General features: G+C 44.7%; 13 protein-coding genes. 6 read left to right on the forward strand and 7 right to left on the reverse strand.

What is annotated here, in order from left to right; all coding sequences use genetic code 11:
• Positions 1-20 precede the first annotated feature (20 nt).
• The 5 genes from secF to RH88_RS21125 all read right to left on the reverse strand — a co-directional run bounded on the left by secF (position 21) and on the right by RH88_RS21125 (position 6,782).
• A complete protein-coding gene (gene secF / locus RH88_RS21105) occupies positions 21-917 on the reverse strand; it encodes a protein translocase subunit SecF (protein ID WP_005599884.1) in 897 nt (298 codons plus the stop codon).
• Positions 918-919: 2 nt separating this feature from the next.
• Positions 920-2,734 (reverse strand): protein translocase subunit SecD, encoded by a 1,815-nt coding sequence (gene secD, locus RH88_RS21110; RefSeq protein WP_005599885.1) that lies wholly within the window; start codon positions 2,732-2,734, stop codon positions 920-922.
• A 208-nt stretch (positions 2,735-2,942) separates the two neighbouring features.
• Positions 2,943-3,428: a hypothetical protein gene (locus RH88_RS21115; RefSeq protein ID WP_241212213.1), complete on the reverse strand. Its 486-nt coding sequence runs from the start codon at positions 3,426-3,428 to the stop codon at positions 2,943-2,945.
• Positions 3,429-3,764: 336 nt separating this feature from the next.
• Positions 3,765-5,612, reverse strand: coding sequence for a M3 family metallopeptidase (locus tag RH88_RS21120; RefSeq protein ID WP_005599888.1), 1,848 nt, complete (start codon positions 5,610-5,612; stop codon positions 3,765-3,767).
• A 282-nt stretch (positions 5,613-5,894) separates the two neighbouring features.
• Complete coding sequence (locus RH88_RS21125; RefSeq protein WP_005599889.1) at positions 5,895-6,782, reverse strand: PA4780 family RIO1-like protein kinase; 888 nt, start codon at positions 6,780-6,782, stop codon at positions 5,895-5,897.
• 606 nt (positions 6,783-7,388) lie between these two features.
• On the opposite strand from RH88_RS21125, the gene RH88_RS21130 reads away from it, so the two are divergent.
• The 4 genes from RH88_RS21130 to RH88_RS21145 all read left to right on the forward strand — a co-directional run bounded on the left by RH88_RS21130 (position 7,389) and on the right by RH88_RS21145 (position 11,920).
• On the forward strand, positions 7,389-8,975 hold the full coding sequence (locus tag RH88_RS21130; RefSeq protein WP_005599890.1) for a glycoside hydrolase family 13 protein: 1,587 nt from the start codon (positions 7,389-7,391) through the stop codon (positions 8,973-8,975).
• A complete protein-coding gene (locus tag RH88_RS21135) occupies positions 8,975-10,306 on the forward strand; it encodes an MFS transporter (RefSeq protein ID WP_005599891.1) in 1,332 nt (443 codons plus the stop codon). The genes RH88_RS21130 and RH88_RS21135 overlap by 1 nt, the downstream gene beginning before the upstream one ends.
• A 337-nt stretch (positions 10,307-10,643) precedes the next feature.
• Positions 10,644-11,000 carry a hypothetical protein gene (locus RH88_RS21140; protein WP_005599892.1) on the forward strand — a complete coding sequence of 119 codons (357 nt, stop codon included), beginning with the start codon at positions 10,644-10,646 and terminating at the stop codon, positions 10,998-11,000.
• Between the two features lie 113 nt (positions 11,001-11,113).
• Positions 11,114-11,920 carry a Cof-type HAD-IIB family hydrolase gene (locus tag RH88_RS21145; RefSeq protein ID WP_005599894.1) on the forward strand — a complete coding sequence of 269 codons (807 nt, stop codon included), beginning with the start codon at positions 11,114-11,116 and terminating at the stop codon, positions 11,918-11,920.
• 64 nt (positions 11,921-11,984) lie between these two features.
• Here RH88_RS21145 and RH88_RS21150 read toward each other — a convergent pair whose 3' ends face one another.
• Both RH88_RS21150 and RH88_RS21155 read right to left on the reverse strand, forming a co-directional pair.
• Positions 11,985-12,275: a putative quinol monooxygenase gene (locus RH88_RS21150; protein ID WP_005599896.1), complete on the reverse strand. Its 291-nt coding sequence runs from the start codon at positions 12,273-12,275 to the stop codon at positions 11,985-11,987.
• Between the two features lie 199 nt (positions 12,276-12,474).
• Positions 12,475-13,413: a helix-turn-helix domain-containing protein gene (locus RH88_RS21155; protein ID WP_005599898.1), complete on the reverse strand. Its 939-nt coding sequence runs from the start codon at positions 13,411-13,413 to the stop codon at positions 12,475-12,477.
• A 148-nt stretch (positions 13,414-13,561) separates the two neighbouring features.
• Between RH88_RS21155 and RH88_RS21160 the strand changes: the two genes are divergently transcribed.
• Both RH88_RS21160 and RH88_RS21165 read left to right on the forward strand, forming a co-directional pair.
• Positions 13,562-13,957 (forward strand): rhodanese-like domain-containing protein, encoded by a 396-nt coding sequence (locus RH88_RS21160; protein ID WP_005599899.1) that lies wholly within the window; start codon positions 13,562-13,564, stop codon positions 13,955-13,957.
• Positions 13,958-14,128: 171 nt separating this feature from the next.
• A complete protein-coding gene (locus tag RH88_RS21165; RefSeq protein WP_005599902.1) occupies positions 14,129-14,308 on the forward strand; it encodes a hypothetical protein in 180 nt (59 codons plus the stop codon).
• The last annotated feature ends 59 nt before the right edge of the window (positions 14,309-14,367 follow it).

The raw sequence follows: 14,367 nt of genomic DNA on the forward strand, positions 1-14,367 counted from the left end.
ATCACGCTTTACCCTAGGGGTTATGGCGCTTCAGAGATAGGCTCTGGCGCGTAATGCTGAGGGCCTAGATGAGTCAGTTCAGGAATGATGGTTGCGATGGTCATGGTTGACCATGTGCCCGCCACAATGCCGATGAACATGGTGATAGAGAAGCCGAATAGTGGCTCTCCGCCCAATAACCACAGTGACGCAACCGAAATCAGCGTGGTACCAGATGTAATTAAGGTACGTGACAGTGTATTTAAGATCGCTTGGTTGTTTAACTCTGCGATTGGTAATTTCACATTCGCTCTTAGTAGTTCACGAATACGGTCAGAGATGATGATTGAGTCATTGAGTGAGTAACCCAACACTGCTAACAGCGCCGCTAGTACCGTAAGGTTGAATTCCATTCCAGTCAGTGAGAAGAAACCGAGCAGAATAAACACATCGTGCATCAGCGCAAGTAGAGCCCCCGATGCTAAGCGCCATTCAAAGCGGAAGCTTAGATAGGCGAGGATCACCATCAAGGTAATCATTACCGCTAGGCCGCCTTGTTCTGCCAGCTCTTGTCCCACTTGTGGGCCAACTAAGCTGACGTTAATCATTTCCACATTGTCTGAGAAGCTTGCCAACAATTGTCTAATTTCAGGTTGTTGTTGAATATCTTCTGTGGCGGCGTAACGCAGCATCCACTGGCCATCATCACCCGTTGAAACAACCGATACTGGCTGGTGTAACGCAGCTTCAAGATTGGTTTGGATTTGCGCTGCGGTTAAGGTGTTATCTAAACGCACTTCGCTGATCATACCGCCAGTAAAATCGAGACCGAAATTCAGGCCTTTAGTTGCCAAAGAAAAAATCGATACGATGATCAGCAGGCAAGAAATCAAGCTGCCAGCGTGACGCCATTTGGTTAGTGTTTTATTGGTAATCATAATTAAATTCTCACTCCGCGACGTGAATCTTTACCCCAAATTAAATTGATCATCGCGCGAGACGCGAAAATGCCGGTGAACATGCTGGTTAACAAACCTAAGCCAAGCGTTAAGGCAAAGCCTTGAATTGGGCCATTACCAATCATGTAGAGCGTAGCGGCTGAAATCAGCGTCGTGATGTTGGAGTCAAGGATGGTGGCAAACGCGCTGCTAAAACCAAGATCAATGGATTGAGCAAGGCTGCGACCTTCACGAAGTTTTTCTTTAATTCGTTCAAAAATAAGTACGTTGGTATCTACCGCCATACCAATGGTTAATACCAAACCTGCGATACCCGGTAGTGTTAATACCGCACCAGGTAAGAGGGCAATGAGGCCAAGTAGCATCACCATGTTGATCAGCAAAGCACCGTTTGCCACCCAACCCAGTTTACGGTACCAAACTGCCATAAATAACAGAGTGAGCCCCATACCAAGCGCAAGAGCGGCAAAACCATTTTGGATGTTTTCAGCGCCTAAAGATGGGCCGATAGTGCGTTCTTCAACGATGGTGACTGGCGCGGTTAGCGAACCTGCACGCAGTAATAGCGCGAGATCTTGTGCATCATTGAGCTGGCCAACACCGGTAATTCTAAAACGGTTACCCAGCTGAGATTGGATGGTTGCAACGCTGATAATGGTGTTTGATTGCTCAACGTTGCCATTGGCATCACGGCTGTATTCACTGTAACCCGTCGCCATTGGTTTACCGATGTGCTTACCTGAGAAGTCAGACATCATTTTACCGCCCGCTGAATCGAGGCTGATGTTAACTTCCGGCATACCCATCTCGCCCATTCCTGCACGTGCGTCGACGATGTGTTCACCGGTTAGGACTGGTTTACGAGTCACATGTACTGGGCGACCATCTTTATCCATGATCATTTCAGTGCCAGCCATACGCTCTGGCTTCACTTCATAGAACGCAAGACTAGCAGTCGCCCCGATAACGTTTTTCGCTGCCGCTGGATCTTGTACACCCGGTAGTTCGATACGAATACGATGTTCACCTTGGCGTTGTACTGCCGCTTCAGTGATACCAAGCTCTTCGATACGGCTACGCATGGTTTGCAAGTTCTGTTGCACGGTTAGACTGGTTAGCGTCTGTTTTTCAGAATCCGCTAGTGCCATCGTCAAACCGTTATCACCTTCACCTTTCACCACCCATTGAGGGAATTGTTGGTTGATGTATTTACGCAGGGTGGCAACCGACTCTTCATTCGGTGCTTTTATGCTGATATCGGCATCGCGATCGGCTTCGACGCGAACACCACGAATGCGTTCTTCACGAGCGTAATCTTTAATAGAATCTTGCGCTTGCTCAGCATGAGAGCGGAAGACTTCTTTCATATCCACATCAAGTAAGAATTGCACGCCACCGCGTAGATCTAGGCCAAGTTTAATCGGCTTGAAGCCCATGTCGAGTAACCAAGTGGGTGCGGCTGGTACCATGGCCAGTGTGACGATATCTTCTTTTGGCGCAAAGTCAGCCAAGATGTTTTTGGCTTTGTTTTGGTCGTTCGCGTGTTCAAGTACAACCGTGGTTTCGTTGTCTTGTTGGCTGATACGCTTCACTGCAATATTGTGAGCATCCAGTTGTTGCTGCGCTGTCACAACAGAAATTGGTGCTGCTTTGTGATTCATGATCACGGCGGCGTTTTCACCAAACCAAGAGGGTAAGGCGCTGAACAACATGATGATGACCGTTGTGATTAGCACAACGTATTTCCATGCTGAGTAGTGGTTCAGCACAGTTCGGGAAGTTTTCTTTTTATGCATAACATTTTTCTCTTCGGCAAGGCCGATAGGAGTGAAAAAGTGTCGCACCTAGTATGATGAGAGATGAATCGTCATCGATCGCAGTCGCTTATAGCGTTTTTTGTGCAGTTTGCTCGAAATTTACCGAACATAACCACGGCGCTAAAACAGTGCGCGCGAAACAAGAGGTGTGACAAATTGAACCCAAAAAAGGGCAAGAGAGAAAAAGTTAAGCGTCGGCTTGGCTTATAAACCGATAGAGGAGGTTGGATTCTTTCCAGCCAGCAATACGATGTGACGTTGCAGGTGGGTGCAGTGTCCAGTCATGCCATTGGTCGAGCGCGAAATAAACGCTCCAGCGCAATGTTTGTGCATGAGTATCACTAAATTCGAATACAAGCTCATAGCTAGGTTCTGCTTCGTGCAGGCGCTCTGGGATAAATGAGCCATTGCGTAAAATAGAAGCAAGACTAGGAGAGAGTGATTTAGCTGGCGCACGATGCTCAATATGCAGTTTGTGAACTGGGCTTGAGGTAGCGTGATGCTCGGCGCTATCGTGGTGAATGATAACTTGAATCGGTTGGGTCAATAGCGGTTTGGTGATTGGCGCATTGGCGTCACCAGCGGCTAATGCTGCGCTAGCTGAAAAACAGGCGAGCAGCAAGCTAAGCATAACGCTCAACATCCGACACCGTTTAATCCACTGCTCACGCATACAATAACTCACACTATGATTCGCGCTCATCATAAGCCTGAGTTTCAAAATCGACAAGCAGTGAATGCGCTAAATGGGTAAAATTTCTCAATATATTGTTGATGAATGCGGGCGTTAATTGTAATGAGTTTTGGTTAAGGTATTGATATTTAAGTGGTTAAATCATTGTTGCTATGGGTTGTATAAACGCAGATTAGTGGCGGCTTTATTTCATCTATGGGTATTATCTTACGGTAATGCCTTGCTGAATCTTGCATAAAACTGACGTTATAAACAAAAACCGCCCTAAGGCGGTCTTAATCATGAGTGTTGCATTAAAGCGGTTTTACTCTCATCTTAGCAGCCGTAATGATGTTTGATGTATTGCTCAAATTGTTGACACATCATTTCACTCGACTGTTGATTGCTGGCTAAGGTTTGCGCGCCATCAATCACGGTAATTTTCGCATTGAGATCCGCTGGAACGCCTTGAGGTCGGGGACTGGCGTGTGCCATTTTTTGTTGCTGAACCTGCCAAGCTTCTTCCGCGGATAAGTTACAAACATCCGCCAGATACTTAGCGTTGAACCCTTCGCCGGTTAGGCTTTCAATGGTCTCATTGTGCGTAAGGCTGTTGCCTGGACGCCAGTAATGTTGATTGAGTAATGGCCCAATAGCCGGATTGTCAGTGAGATAACCGTACTCTGCTAGCAAGTATGCGCGAGTTTGGTAGACCGCCATGTGTGCCAGCAAATAGCCTTGATAAGAGCAGGCGGATTCATCCGACAACAAATGAGGGATCGCCAACAGTGGTCGAGGACTGCATGCTAAACCTAGAATGCGCTGCTCTGTTTCGCGGGCAAGTGTTGTAATGTTCTCGGCGGTTAATTCATCGTCACTTAACTGATATAACGCACGTTCAAAATAGGGCACAACCAAAATAGAGCGTTCTTCATACGCTTTAAAAGGCTGGCGGCTTTTGGTCATGGCTTCAATTACAGAGTCGGGTACGACTTCCCCTTGATGGTTAAAGGCGTAACGTTTTAGCCAATCTGCATCGTTTAACAAGCTATCGCAGAACATTGATTGTGTTTCGGCGTACGCCATTGAGGTTGGGGCGAATTCAATTGAGAAACAAGGCGCGTTTTGCTTCATATTAGCAAAGTGTGCTGCATGACCTCCTTCATGGAATAAGGTATTAATCCCGCTGTAGCCGCTGCCAACTTGGTCTGGTTTTGCATTGCTGGTGAAGTTAACTTTCGCCGCAATCCATTCGCCTTGGTCGTAAAATGAGGGCACAGGGCCATGGCAAAAACCGTTTTGATACTTTCCTTTACGGTCGAGTAAATCTAGCGTTAGTTCAGCGCCCGAGTAATCAATATTCAAACGACCGAACGAGTCGACCCAACGGCGAAGCGATTGAGAGAAAGGCACATAAGGATCGAGATCGCGCATCGCATCACCGGAATAGGCGTAGACGAAGTTATGCCCCAGCAGCGCTTGGCGGCCTTTTTGTTCGCTTAGTGCCTGTAGGGCATCAAGGTTGCTTTGGCGGGTGCGCTGTTCAAAATCATCCAAAATGACAAACAGTTCATCACTGCTCATATGTTCCGTTTTTCGCACCGAATAATCGAAGTAGTTGGCAAAACCTTGTGCGCGTGCAAATTGGTTACGACGCTTAACCAAATCAATAAAGCCGTTTTGCAGTAGCCATTGTTCTAACTCAATAAAAGCTGAATGAGCGGATTGACGTACTGCTTCGTTATTACTGGTGCGTACAGCCGCGGCAAGCACCGGTAGAGATCCTTCGACTTGCTCGCCATTGTCATTGATGTAATGCATCACGTGCGCTTGTTTTGCTTTAAACAACTCAGCTTCGAATTGGATTAAATCGGCTTGTTGTTGTGCGGTTTGAGGCTCTTCAATCGCATGTGATTCAAATACCGCTAGCCAACCCGTCAGACCATGGGTGGTGGTGGATCGTTCATCAGCATTTTCGATGTTTTGCGCGAGCTCAAGTTGCTGTTTTACTTGCTTGAGGTTGTCAGCGCTGCTGAGAAATTGGCTCCATTGCGTCTGCGCTTTGGCCGCCGCGGGGTGATCGTCGCTTAGCCCCATGTAGGTATCCCAAAACCAGTCCTCTTTGGTGCGATGGATGACCAAATAGCGTGCATTGAGATCGTTGAGAAATTGTGTGGCAGTCATATCAATCCTTGTTGTTGTCGCCCTGAAAACCGTGAAGCAAGATGAAATAGGGAGATCCCAGAGCCGTGATGTAGGTAACGCCGAGTTATTTGATAACATGCTGAGGGGCTAATGAGCAAATATTGTCTTAGCAGTGTAGGATGAAAACGGAAGGTTCAAAGAAGGAAAATAACGTGTGTTTACGGTGTACTTTAGTCAGTGTGCGATTTTTTGTGCTTGCAGTGATGAGGTGCGTATTGTGAGGAGAAATTGTCGCTAAATCTACTCTAGCGACAATGTCATTTAGTCTTCTGCCCAGTTAAATTTGCTTTCATCAATGCCATCTTTGGCTTCTTTGATGCGTTCGCGTCGGTAGCGCTCTTCATCACGCGCGGCATCAATTTCTTGCATGATGGTGGCGAGATCGGCCACGGTATCAACTTCGGTAAATTGACCGGTTAATTCAGTTTCAGGTGTTAAATCACCTTTCTCGAATATAGCCCACATTTCTTTGGCATATTCGGTGGTTTTTAGTTCTGGCGCAAACTGGCTGTAATAGTCGCGAATATTGTTGATATCACGGGTTAACATCCACTCTGCATTATTATTCGCTGCCGCATCGACCGCTTGTGGTAGGTCGATAATCACCGGACCTTGTTCATCAACCAGCACGTTAAATTCAGATAAGTCACCGTGGATCAAACCCGCACACAGCATTTTGACCACATAGCCCATCATGGTTTTATGGTCGCGGAGTGCTTGCTCGGCGGATAGCTCGACATCGTTCAGACGTGGGGCAACATAGCCTTCCTCATCGGTGACTAGCTCCATCAGTAAGACGCCATCAAAACAGCCATAAGGCACAGGGACACGTACACCGGCAGCGGCCAGCTTGTATAAAGCATCCACTTCCGCACTTTGCCACATCTTCTCTTGCTGTTCGCGACCAAAGCCAGATCCTTTTTCCATCGCACGAGCGCGACGGCTATTACGGACTTTGCGGCCTTCTCGGTAGGCCACGGCTTTTTTAAAGCTGCGCTGAGTTGCTTCCTTATAAACCTTGGCACAGCGGATCGTCTCACCGCAGCGTACTATGTACACTGAGGCTTCTTTGCCGCTCATTAACTGGCTGGTCACTTCATCGACCAAACCATCGTCAACTAGGGGCTGTATTCGTTTCGGTATTTTCATGGCGTCGTTATACCCTAGTTCGCTCATGGATGTAATACAAAGCTGATGAATGGATGAAATATCTAGCAAATTTTGTTCAAAACGACATCTGAAGTGTCACCAAAATTCACAAAGGATCACTTTGAATTGCACAATCAAGTAAAAACATGCAGTGAAAGTTAGCGTAATCGTTGATAAATGCAGAGAAGTTGAAGAATGAGCCTTAGCGACGATGGTTCTGCATTCAGGGTGCTCAGAGCGAATGTTTGTAACCCTATGGCTAACATCAATACAGATGCGATTTTGTCATGCGGGGAGAAAATAGATATCAACTTATTACTTACTGTCGATCTTTCTATTTTTACTGCATAGGAAATAGTCAAGGTTCAGGTTTAATAAGCGTGATCATGTCGTTGGTTAATCTTATGCGCAATATTTGTGATGTAAGATCAAGTTCCTTACTAATTATTTACTCAGTAACATTGGTGTGATTTAGTTAACATTCAAAAATGGAAAAATCGCTAATCCTATACGTCTAAATCGAGACAAGTCATTCGATTATCACTCATCCTTGAGGCAAATCTAAGATTATCGCTCGTTCTTTAAATATTTATTTGGAGTTCGTGTATGCATCCGTGGGTTAAACAATCTGTTGTTTATCAAATCTACCCTCGTAGTTTTAATGATTCTAATTCTGATGGAATAGGTGACTTACAAGGAATTATTTGTAAGTTAGACTATTTATTAGAACTTGGCATCAATACCATCTGGTTAAGTCCTATTTATGAATCACCTTGCGATGATAATGGTTACGATATTAGTAACTATCAAAGCATATTGAAAGACTTTGGCACCATGGAGGATTTTGACCAACTCCTTGCAGAATGTCATCGTCGTGATATTAAATTGGTTATGGATTTAGTTATAAATCATTGCTCTGATGAGCATAATTGGTTTATTGAATCTAAGAAGTCCCGTGATAACCCATATTCAGATTATTTTCATTGGGTTGATGAACCTAATAATTGGAAGTCAGTCTTTGGTGGTTCAGCATGGGAATGGAGCGAAGAGCGCAAACAATACTATTTGCATATTTTTAGCAAAAAACAGCCGGATCTTAATTGGTCGAATAAGGCATTGCGTGATGATATTAATGCCATGATCAAGTGGTGGTTGGATAAGGGTGTTGATGGTTTCAGAGTTGATGCTATTTCCTTCTTAGAAAAACCACAGGATTTCGCTGCTCTCCCTGATCAAGATGTGTTTGCCACGTTGCCGTGTAATAACGAGAAGATTGGCCATGAATACATCCGTTCATTTATGGAGCAAATCCATCAAAGGGGGGCATTCTCTGTAGGAGAGATCAACGCAGTCGATACCGCAGAAGTGCTTCGCTATACCTTACCTGAAAGGGGTGAGTTTCAAATGAGTATCGTCTTTGTGCCACCGGAAGTTGAGGTGTTTCACAGCGATTTGATTGGCTACTACAAGCAGCAAATCGAAAGACGAATTCAACTACAAGAACAGGGTGTTTGGGACGCGGTATTCCTTTCAAATCACGATAAGCCACGCCAAGTTTCCCTTTTTGGTGATGATGGTGAGTATTGGCAGCAATCAGCGAAAGCCCTTGCCGTATTAAACCTAACGCAATATGGCACGCCATTTTTATATCAAGGTGAAGAAATTGGCATGACCAATTGCTATTTCGACACTATCGAAAAATACAATGATATTGACACGGTTAACAAATATAACGAACTTATCGCGAAAGGACATACTAACTGCGAAGCGCTAGCAACAGTTAAGTTAGCCAGTCGAGATAATGCTCGAACACCAATGCAATGGACTAATGAACAATATGCTGGTTTTAGTCATGTTCAACCATGGTTAGATGTAAATAATAATAAAGGTGAAATAAACGTAGCAGAACAACAAGGCAATTCATCCTCAATATTGAATTTCTATCGCAACCTATTGGCATTAAGAAAAGAGTCAAGCTGTTTGAAGTTTGGTCAAACAACGTTATTACCTTCTCATGACAAGGTGATTATGTTTGAGCGAAGTAATGAAAGCGAAAAATTCATTGTGGTAATAAATTTGAGTAATGAATCTCACGCAGTGAATTATGACTTTAGTCTTTTCGAAAATATATTAGGTCAAGATATTACAGATTCAATTGAACCATTTGGTTATTCAATTTATCGAGGTGTGTAATGGCAGTTTCACTTAAAGAAAAAGTGGGTTATGGGGTTGGTGATTTAGCGTGTAATATTATATTTCAAACCGTCATGGCCTATTTGATGTTCTACTATACCGATATCGTATTTATCGATGCTGCGACAGTCGGTGTGATATTTTTAGTTGCTCGTATTATCGATGCCGTATCAGATCCTGTTATGGGTATGATCGTCGATAGAACGAATACTAAATATGGTCGTTTCAAGCCTTACTTACTATTTGGTTCTGTTGTCTTAGGTATCTCGGCTTTTGCTTGTTTTACGATTCCTGCCGACATGACCATGAATGGTAAAATCGCTTATGCAGCGGTTACCTATATCATGCTTAGCTTGGCGTATACGTTGGTGAATATACCGTATTCAGCACTGACCTCTGCAATGTCGAATGATCCCGAAGAAAGAACTAAGATCACTGCAGTTCGCGTCATGTTCGCCGTGATTTCTGGGCTTGTTGTTGCTCAAATTGGCGGATTGGTTGAGTTCTTCGGTGAAGGTGACAAGTTGTTGGGCTACCGCTATGCAATCGGCTTCGCAGCCCTACTTTCTACGGTACTGCTTTGGGTTACATTTGCGACAACCAAAGAGCGTCATGTCGTGGTCAGTGAGAAAGCGAACCATACAGTGAAAGAAGGATTGGCGGCTATTGCTCAGAATAGACCTTTAATTGTGCTTTCTATCGTGTTCTTGTTGATTTTGACCGCGGGCTTTATCTCTTTCTCAGTCAATATCTATTTCTTAGAACATGCGATGCAGCGCCCTGATTTGATTGGTGCGTCGATTATGGTCGGTACCGTAACGACCTTCTTGGGGACGTTTATTGTTCCTCATACGACAAAACGCTTTGGCAAAAAGCCGACCGCAATGGCCGCTATCATGGTGTATGGATTCATTCACCTGTTGTTTGTGGCTAACTTTTACACCATTAACTCGGTGGAAGTCTACTTCGTGATCATCGCGATCAAAGGTATTGTCAACGCTTACACTTGGGCGATGGGTTGGGCAATGCTGCCAGACACAATTGAATACGGCGAATACAAAACCGGTATTCGTGCCGAGGGTTTGGTTTACTCAAGTTTTAGCTTCTGTCAAAAATTGGGTATGGCATTGTCAGGCATTGTCACTGGTTTAGTGTTGGGCTGGTTTGGTTATGCGCCAGAAGTAGGGATCACTCAAGAGGCCGTGACTGGCGTTGTGGTGCTTTTTGGCTACATTCCACTGGCATTCTGTATTGCTGCAGGCCTAATTTTAAAATTCTATAACTTGTCTGAAACAGAGCACATGCAGATGCGTGAAACGTTAAGTTGCTAGTGATTTAAACATGAATTGATGGCTTTGCGATTGTCGTCAGGCTTCAATTATGTACTCAACGTTTGATCTATAAGGCTAGGTTTTGTTCCTAGCCTTATTTTTTTATCAGGTGTTTGTGTGCCGAGTTTTCTGACGGCTCGCCGATTCAGTCAGAGCCCCTTGCTGACCATGGTCTAATTTCTCCCCCGTCAGCTCTCTTTTGATGTTCACGTTAAGCGTAATTATGTTGATTAACCCGGGCTATTTCGCAGAAACAACCGACAAGTTAGAGTTGTATCAATAATTTACTTAACATTACGACGTTTTGTTTATCGTATGGATTGAAGGAGAGGGAGCGATGAGTAAAAGTGTGCCTGTAGTAACGCTGCTACTGTTGATTATCGGTTATTTTAGTTATCAGCATTGGGTGGTTAAACCACAGTATATCGAGCAGCGCGCCAAAGGAATGGTGTTGCAGATTGCGTATGGTGAGAATTGGTTCAATCCACTTAGTCATAGTGAAGATAATCCGGTTTATCACACGACATTAACCATCAACAGCGCATTTGATGGTGTAGCGTATGCAGATGCGAGAATCGAATATGTTGATGATCAGAAGACAGTGTGTAAGCAGATCCGCTTTCAATTTTCAGTCGAGTCATTGAACGATTACCATTTGTTGTCACAAACCGATTGTGCAATGGGCACTAGCTAAAAGCGGATAAATTCGGAGGGGAACTTTGCCGTGTTTAGGGGTTTACAATTCTAGGTAGATATCGCAATCTCAATGCTTCGCTTTTACAAGAGTTTGCATCAATGTCTCCAGAATTGTCTTCACATAACATCAAATTTATTGCCTCTGATATGGATGGCACACTGCTTGATGAATCGTCTCAGCTCGATCCTCAGTTTTTTGATCTTTATCGCCAACTCACCGAGCAAGGTATCATCTTTGCCGCCGCGTCCGGTCGCCAATACGCGAGTTTGAAACAAACATTTTTACCCATTCAAGATGAGATGATGTTCATCGCGGAAAATGGCACTTTTGTAATGCATAATGGGGTAGAGCTGTATAGTTGCCCATTAGATACCCGTACTGCGCGTGAAGTCGTGATCGCGGCGCGTGAGATAAAAGGCGCTTATACGGTGTTGTGTGGAAAAAATTCTGCCTATATTGAAACCCAAGATCCGATTGCGTTAGCAGAGTTGAGTAAGTACTACCATGCTTGTCAGTATGTGGAAGACTTGTTGGACGTTGACGATGAGTTTATTAAAGTCGCGATTTGTCATTTTGATAGTACTGAACAATTTGTCTTCCCAGCGATGAATGCAAAATTTGGCGCAACCAACCAAGTGGTAGTCAGTGGCCGAATTTGGCTTGATATTATGCATGCTGAGGCTTCGAAAGGCGCGGCAATAGAACATCTGCAAAAGACGCTTGGTTTTACTCATGAACAAACCATGAGCTTTGGCGACTACTTTAACGATGTAGAGATGTTGAAGGCGAGTTACCACTCTTATGCCGTCGAAAATGCCCATCCAGAAGTGAAAAAACTAGCTCGTTTCCGAGCGCCGAGCAACATTGAAGCGGGTGTGATGCAAGTGCTCAAAAACACGGTGCTGAATCAGGCGTAGCCACGCTTTTTGATGTTGAAATCAATCCCTGCTTATTGGCAGGGATTGTTGTATTCGCAATAATCTAACCGATGTGGGTCATCTTGTTTAGCGTAAAGCTAACAATCGCATCTTGCGTCGCTTGGACGTATTGAGCGATATGTTCTGTGGCTAGGTGCGTTTGTAAATGTGCTTCTGACGTCCAGTTTTCGTAAAAGACAAAATGCGCAGGGTTTTGATTGTCCTGATGTAAATCGTAATTGATGCAACCTGCTTCTTTGCGTGTCGGCTCAATCAATTTCAGTAATTCATTTTTTACTAATTCAATTTTATCTGCATGTGCGACGATATTGGCCACGATGGTTAATTTGGTCATCGACTACTCCTCAATTTATCTTTCTGCTCAAACTGTCAAAGCGATAACGGCTGGCCGACGCTCTGTTTTCGGTACTAAGCATAATCTTTGATGGGCCAATAGAAAACGTGCCTTCGCTTAAACCAGTTTCAAATAAAATTTGATAATCAGCCGGTGTTCCACTTGATGGTTCTCCTTGGGCCTGAGTGTCGGTGATCGTTTATGCTGAGCGATTGAACTGGGCGCGATATTGCTTGGGAGAGATGCCCACCACGCGGCGAAAATGATGGCGCATGCTCTCGGCATTATTGAAGCCCGATTGCACGGCAAGTTGTTCAATACTGCCGTTATCACTCTCCAGTAGCCCTTTGGCTAACTCAGTGCGCTGTATGATTAGCCACTCTTGCGGCGTCAAATCCATACTGGCGCGAAATTTTCGATCAAAGGTCCTGCGTGACATATTGGCTTTTTCTGCCATCAAATCAATGCTGATGAACTGGTCCAGATTGGTTCTCGCCCACTGTAGTGACTCTGAAAACTGGTTGGGCACTTGTAGCATTGGCGTATCGACAAATTGCGCTTGGCCACCATTTCGATGAGCTGAGACCACTAAACGTTTTGCTACTTGGTTGGCAATGGTATAGCCAAAGTCTTGTCTTACCACAGCAAGACCGAGATCTAACCCTGCCGCGCTGCCCGCTGAGCAGCCATATTGACCATCAAACACATACAGTACATTACTGGCGTAGTTAACTTCTGGAAATCGTTCACGAAATCGCGCTTCAAACGCCCAGTGCGTGGTCGCTTGTTTACCATCAAGAAGACCCAGTTCACCGAGTAAAAATGCCCCAGAACAAAATGAAATGATGCGTTTATTTTGCTGCGCAAACCGCAGTACTTCGGTTTTTGTTTTTGGATCAATGTCAGCGGTGTGGGTTGGCCAACTGGGAATCACTAACATATCGTAATCAGTAAGATCAGTCACATGCTTGGTTTTCATCACGATATCACCTGTCGTCGTGATGGCTTGGTCAACGAGATTGATGACCTCTGCCTCATACCAATGTTCAAATTCAGGTCGAGATAGCGCAAACATCTCAACCGCGCAACCCAGTTCGAAGAAGGAGATGTCGGGGTGTGAAAGTATCGCCACGCGCATGATTGTCATCCTTAACATGTCATTAACTTGGCTTGATATTAACGAACCTTGACTTGAAAGCCAATGGTGATGATGTGTTCAAAGATGAATAATGGTGGCAGGTAATTAAGCTAAACGATAATCGATAGACGAGACACAAGGAGAAGTTATGTCGAGTGCCGTATCAAGGGTTCCTGCCGCACAGAGCGAGAGAGCATTGCGTCATTTTAGTGCTCAATTAGAGTTCGAAACCGATTGTTGGGATGTGCATCATGCGCTTACCAATCAAAGACAAGACTTTATTTTGGTCGATGTGCGGGGCAATGAATTATTCGCTCAAGGGCATATTGCTGGCGCGGTGAATATTCCTCATAGCCGTTTAAATGAGAAAGCACTTGTTGATTACCCTCTAGATTGCCTGTTCGTTGTCTATTGTGCTGGGCCGCACTGCAACGGTACGGAGAAAGCCGCGATTCGCTTAGCTAAGCTTGGGCGTCCGGTGAAGAAAATGATTGGTGGTGTGACGGGATGGCTCGATGAAGGGTTCGACCTAATAGGCTCATAATAAAGTCATTCTGCTGATAACTTGCATTGGTTGGTGGTTTTATATGCGCTCTATGTTTTAATTTTCAATAGTCTATGCAAATTATGCATAGACTAGCTGACGAAATATCATTAGTAACTTAGTGCCTTGGCCACTAAACTCCGCGCTCATTTTTTACCTCATGGACTTTGTATGTTCTCACAATCGCTGAAAGCTCAGTTAACCAGAATGGTGCTGTTGCTGGGTTTGACGCTCGTTGCAGTTCATCATAGCGAGCCGTTACTTGAGTTGCTTGCTCAGCAAGCCGTAGACATGGGATGCCATCAACAAAGTGGCACTCCTGAGTCAGATGCCCATTCGCATCACCATTAATTTACTGGCCAATTCGCGTACTGATGGCCAGATCATTTCGATAAGTTATTAAGACATAT

It is taken from the genome of Vibrio scophthalmi LMG 19158 (genome assembly GCF_000222585.1).
Lineage (GTDB): Bacteria > Pseudomonadota > Gammaproteobacteria > Enterobacterales > Vibrionaceae > Vibrio > Vibrio scophthalmi.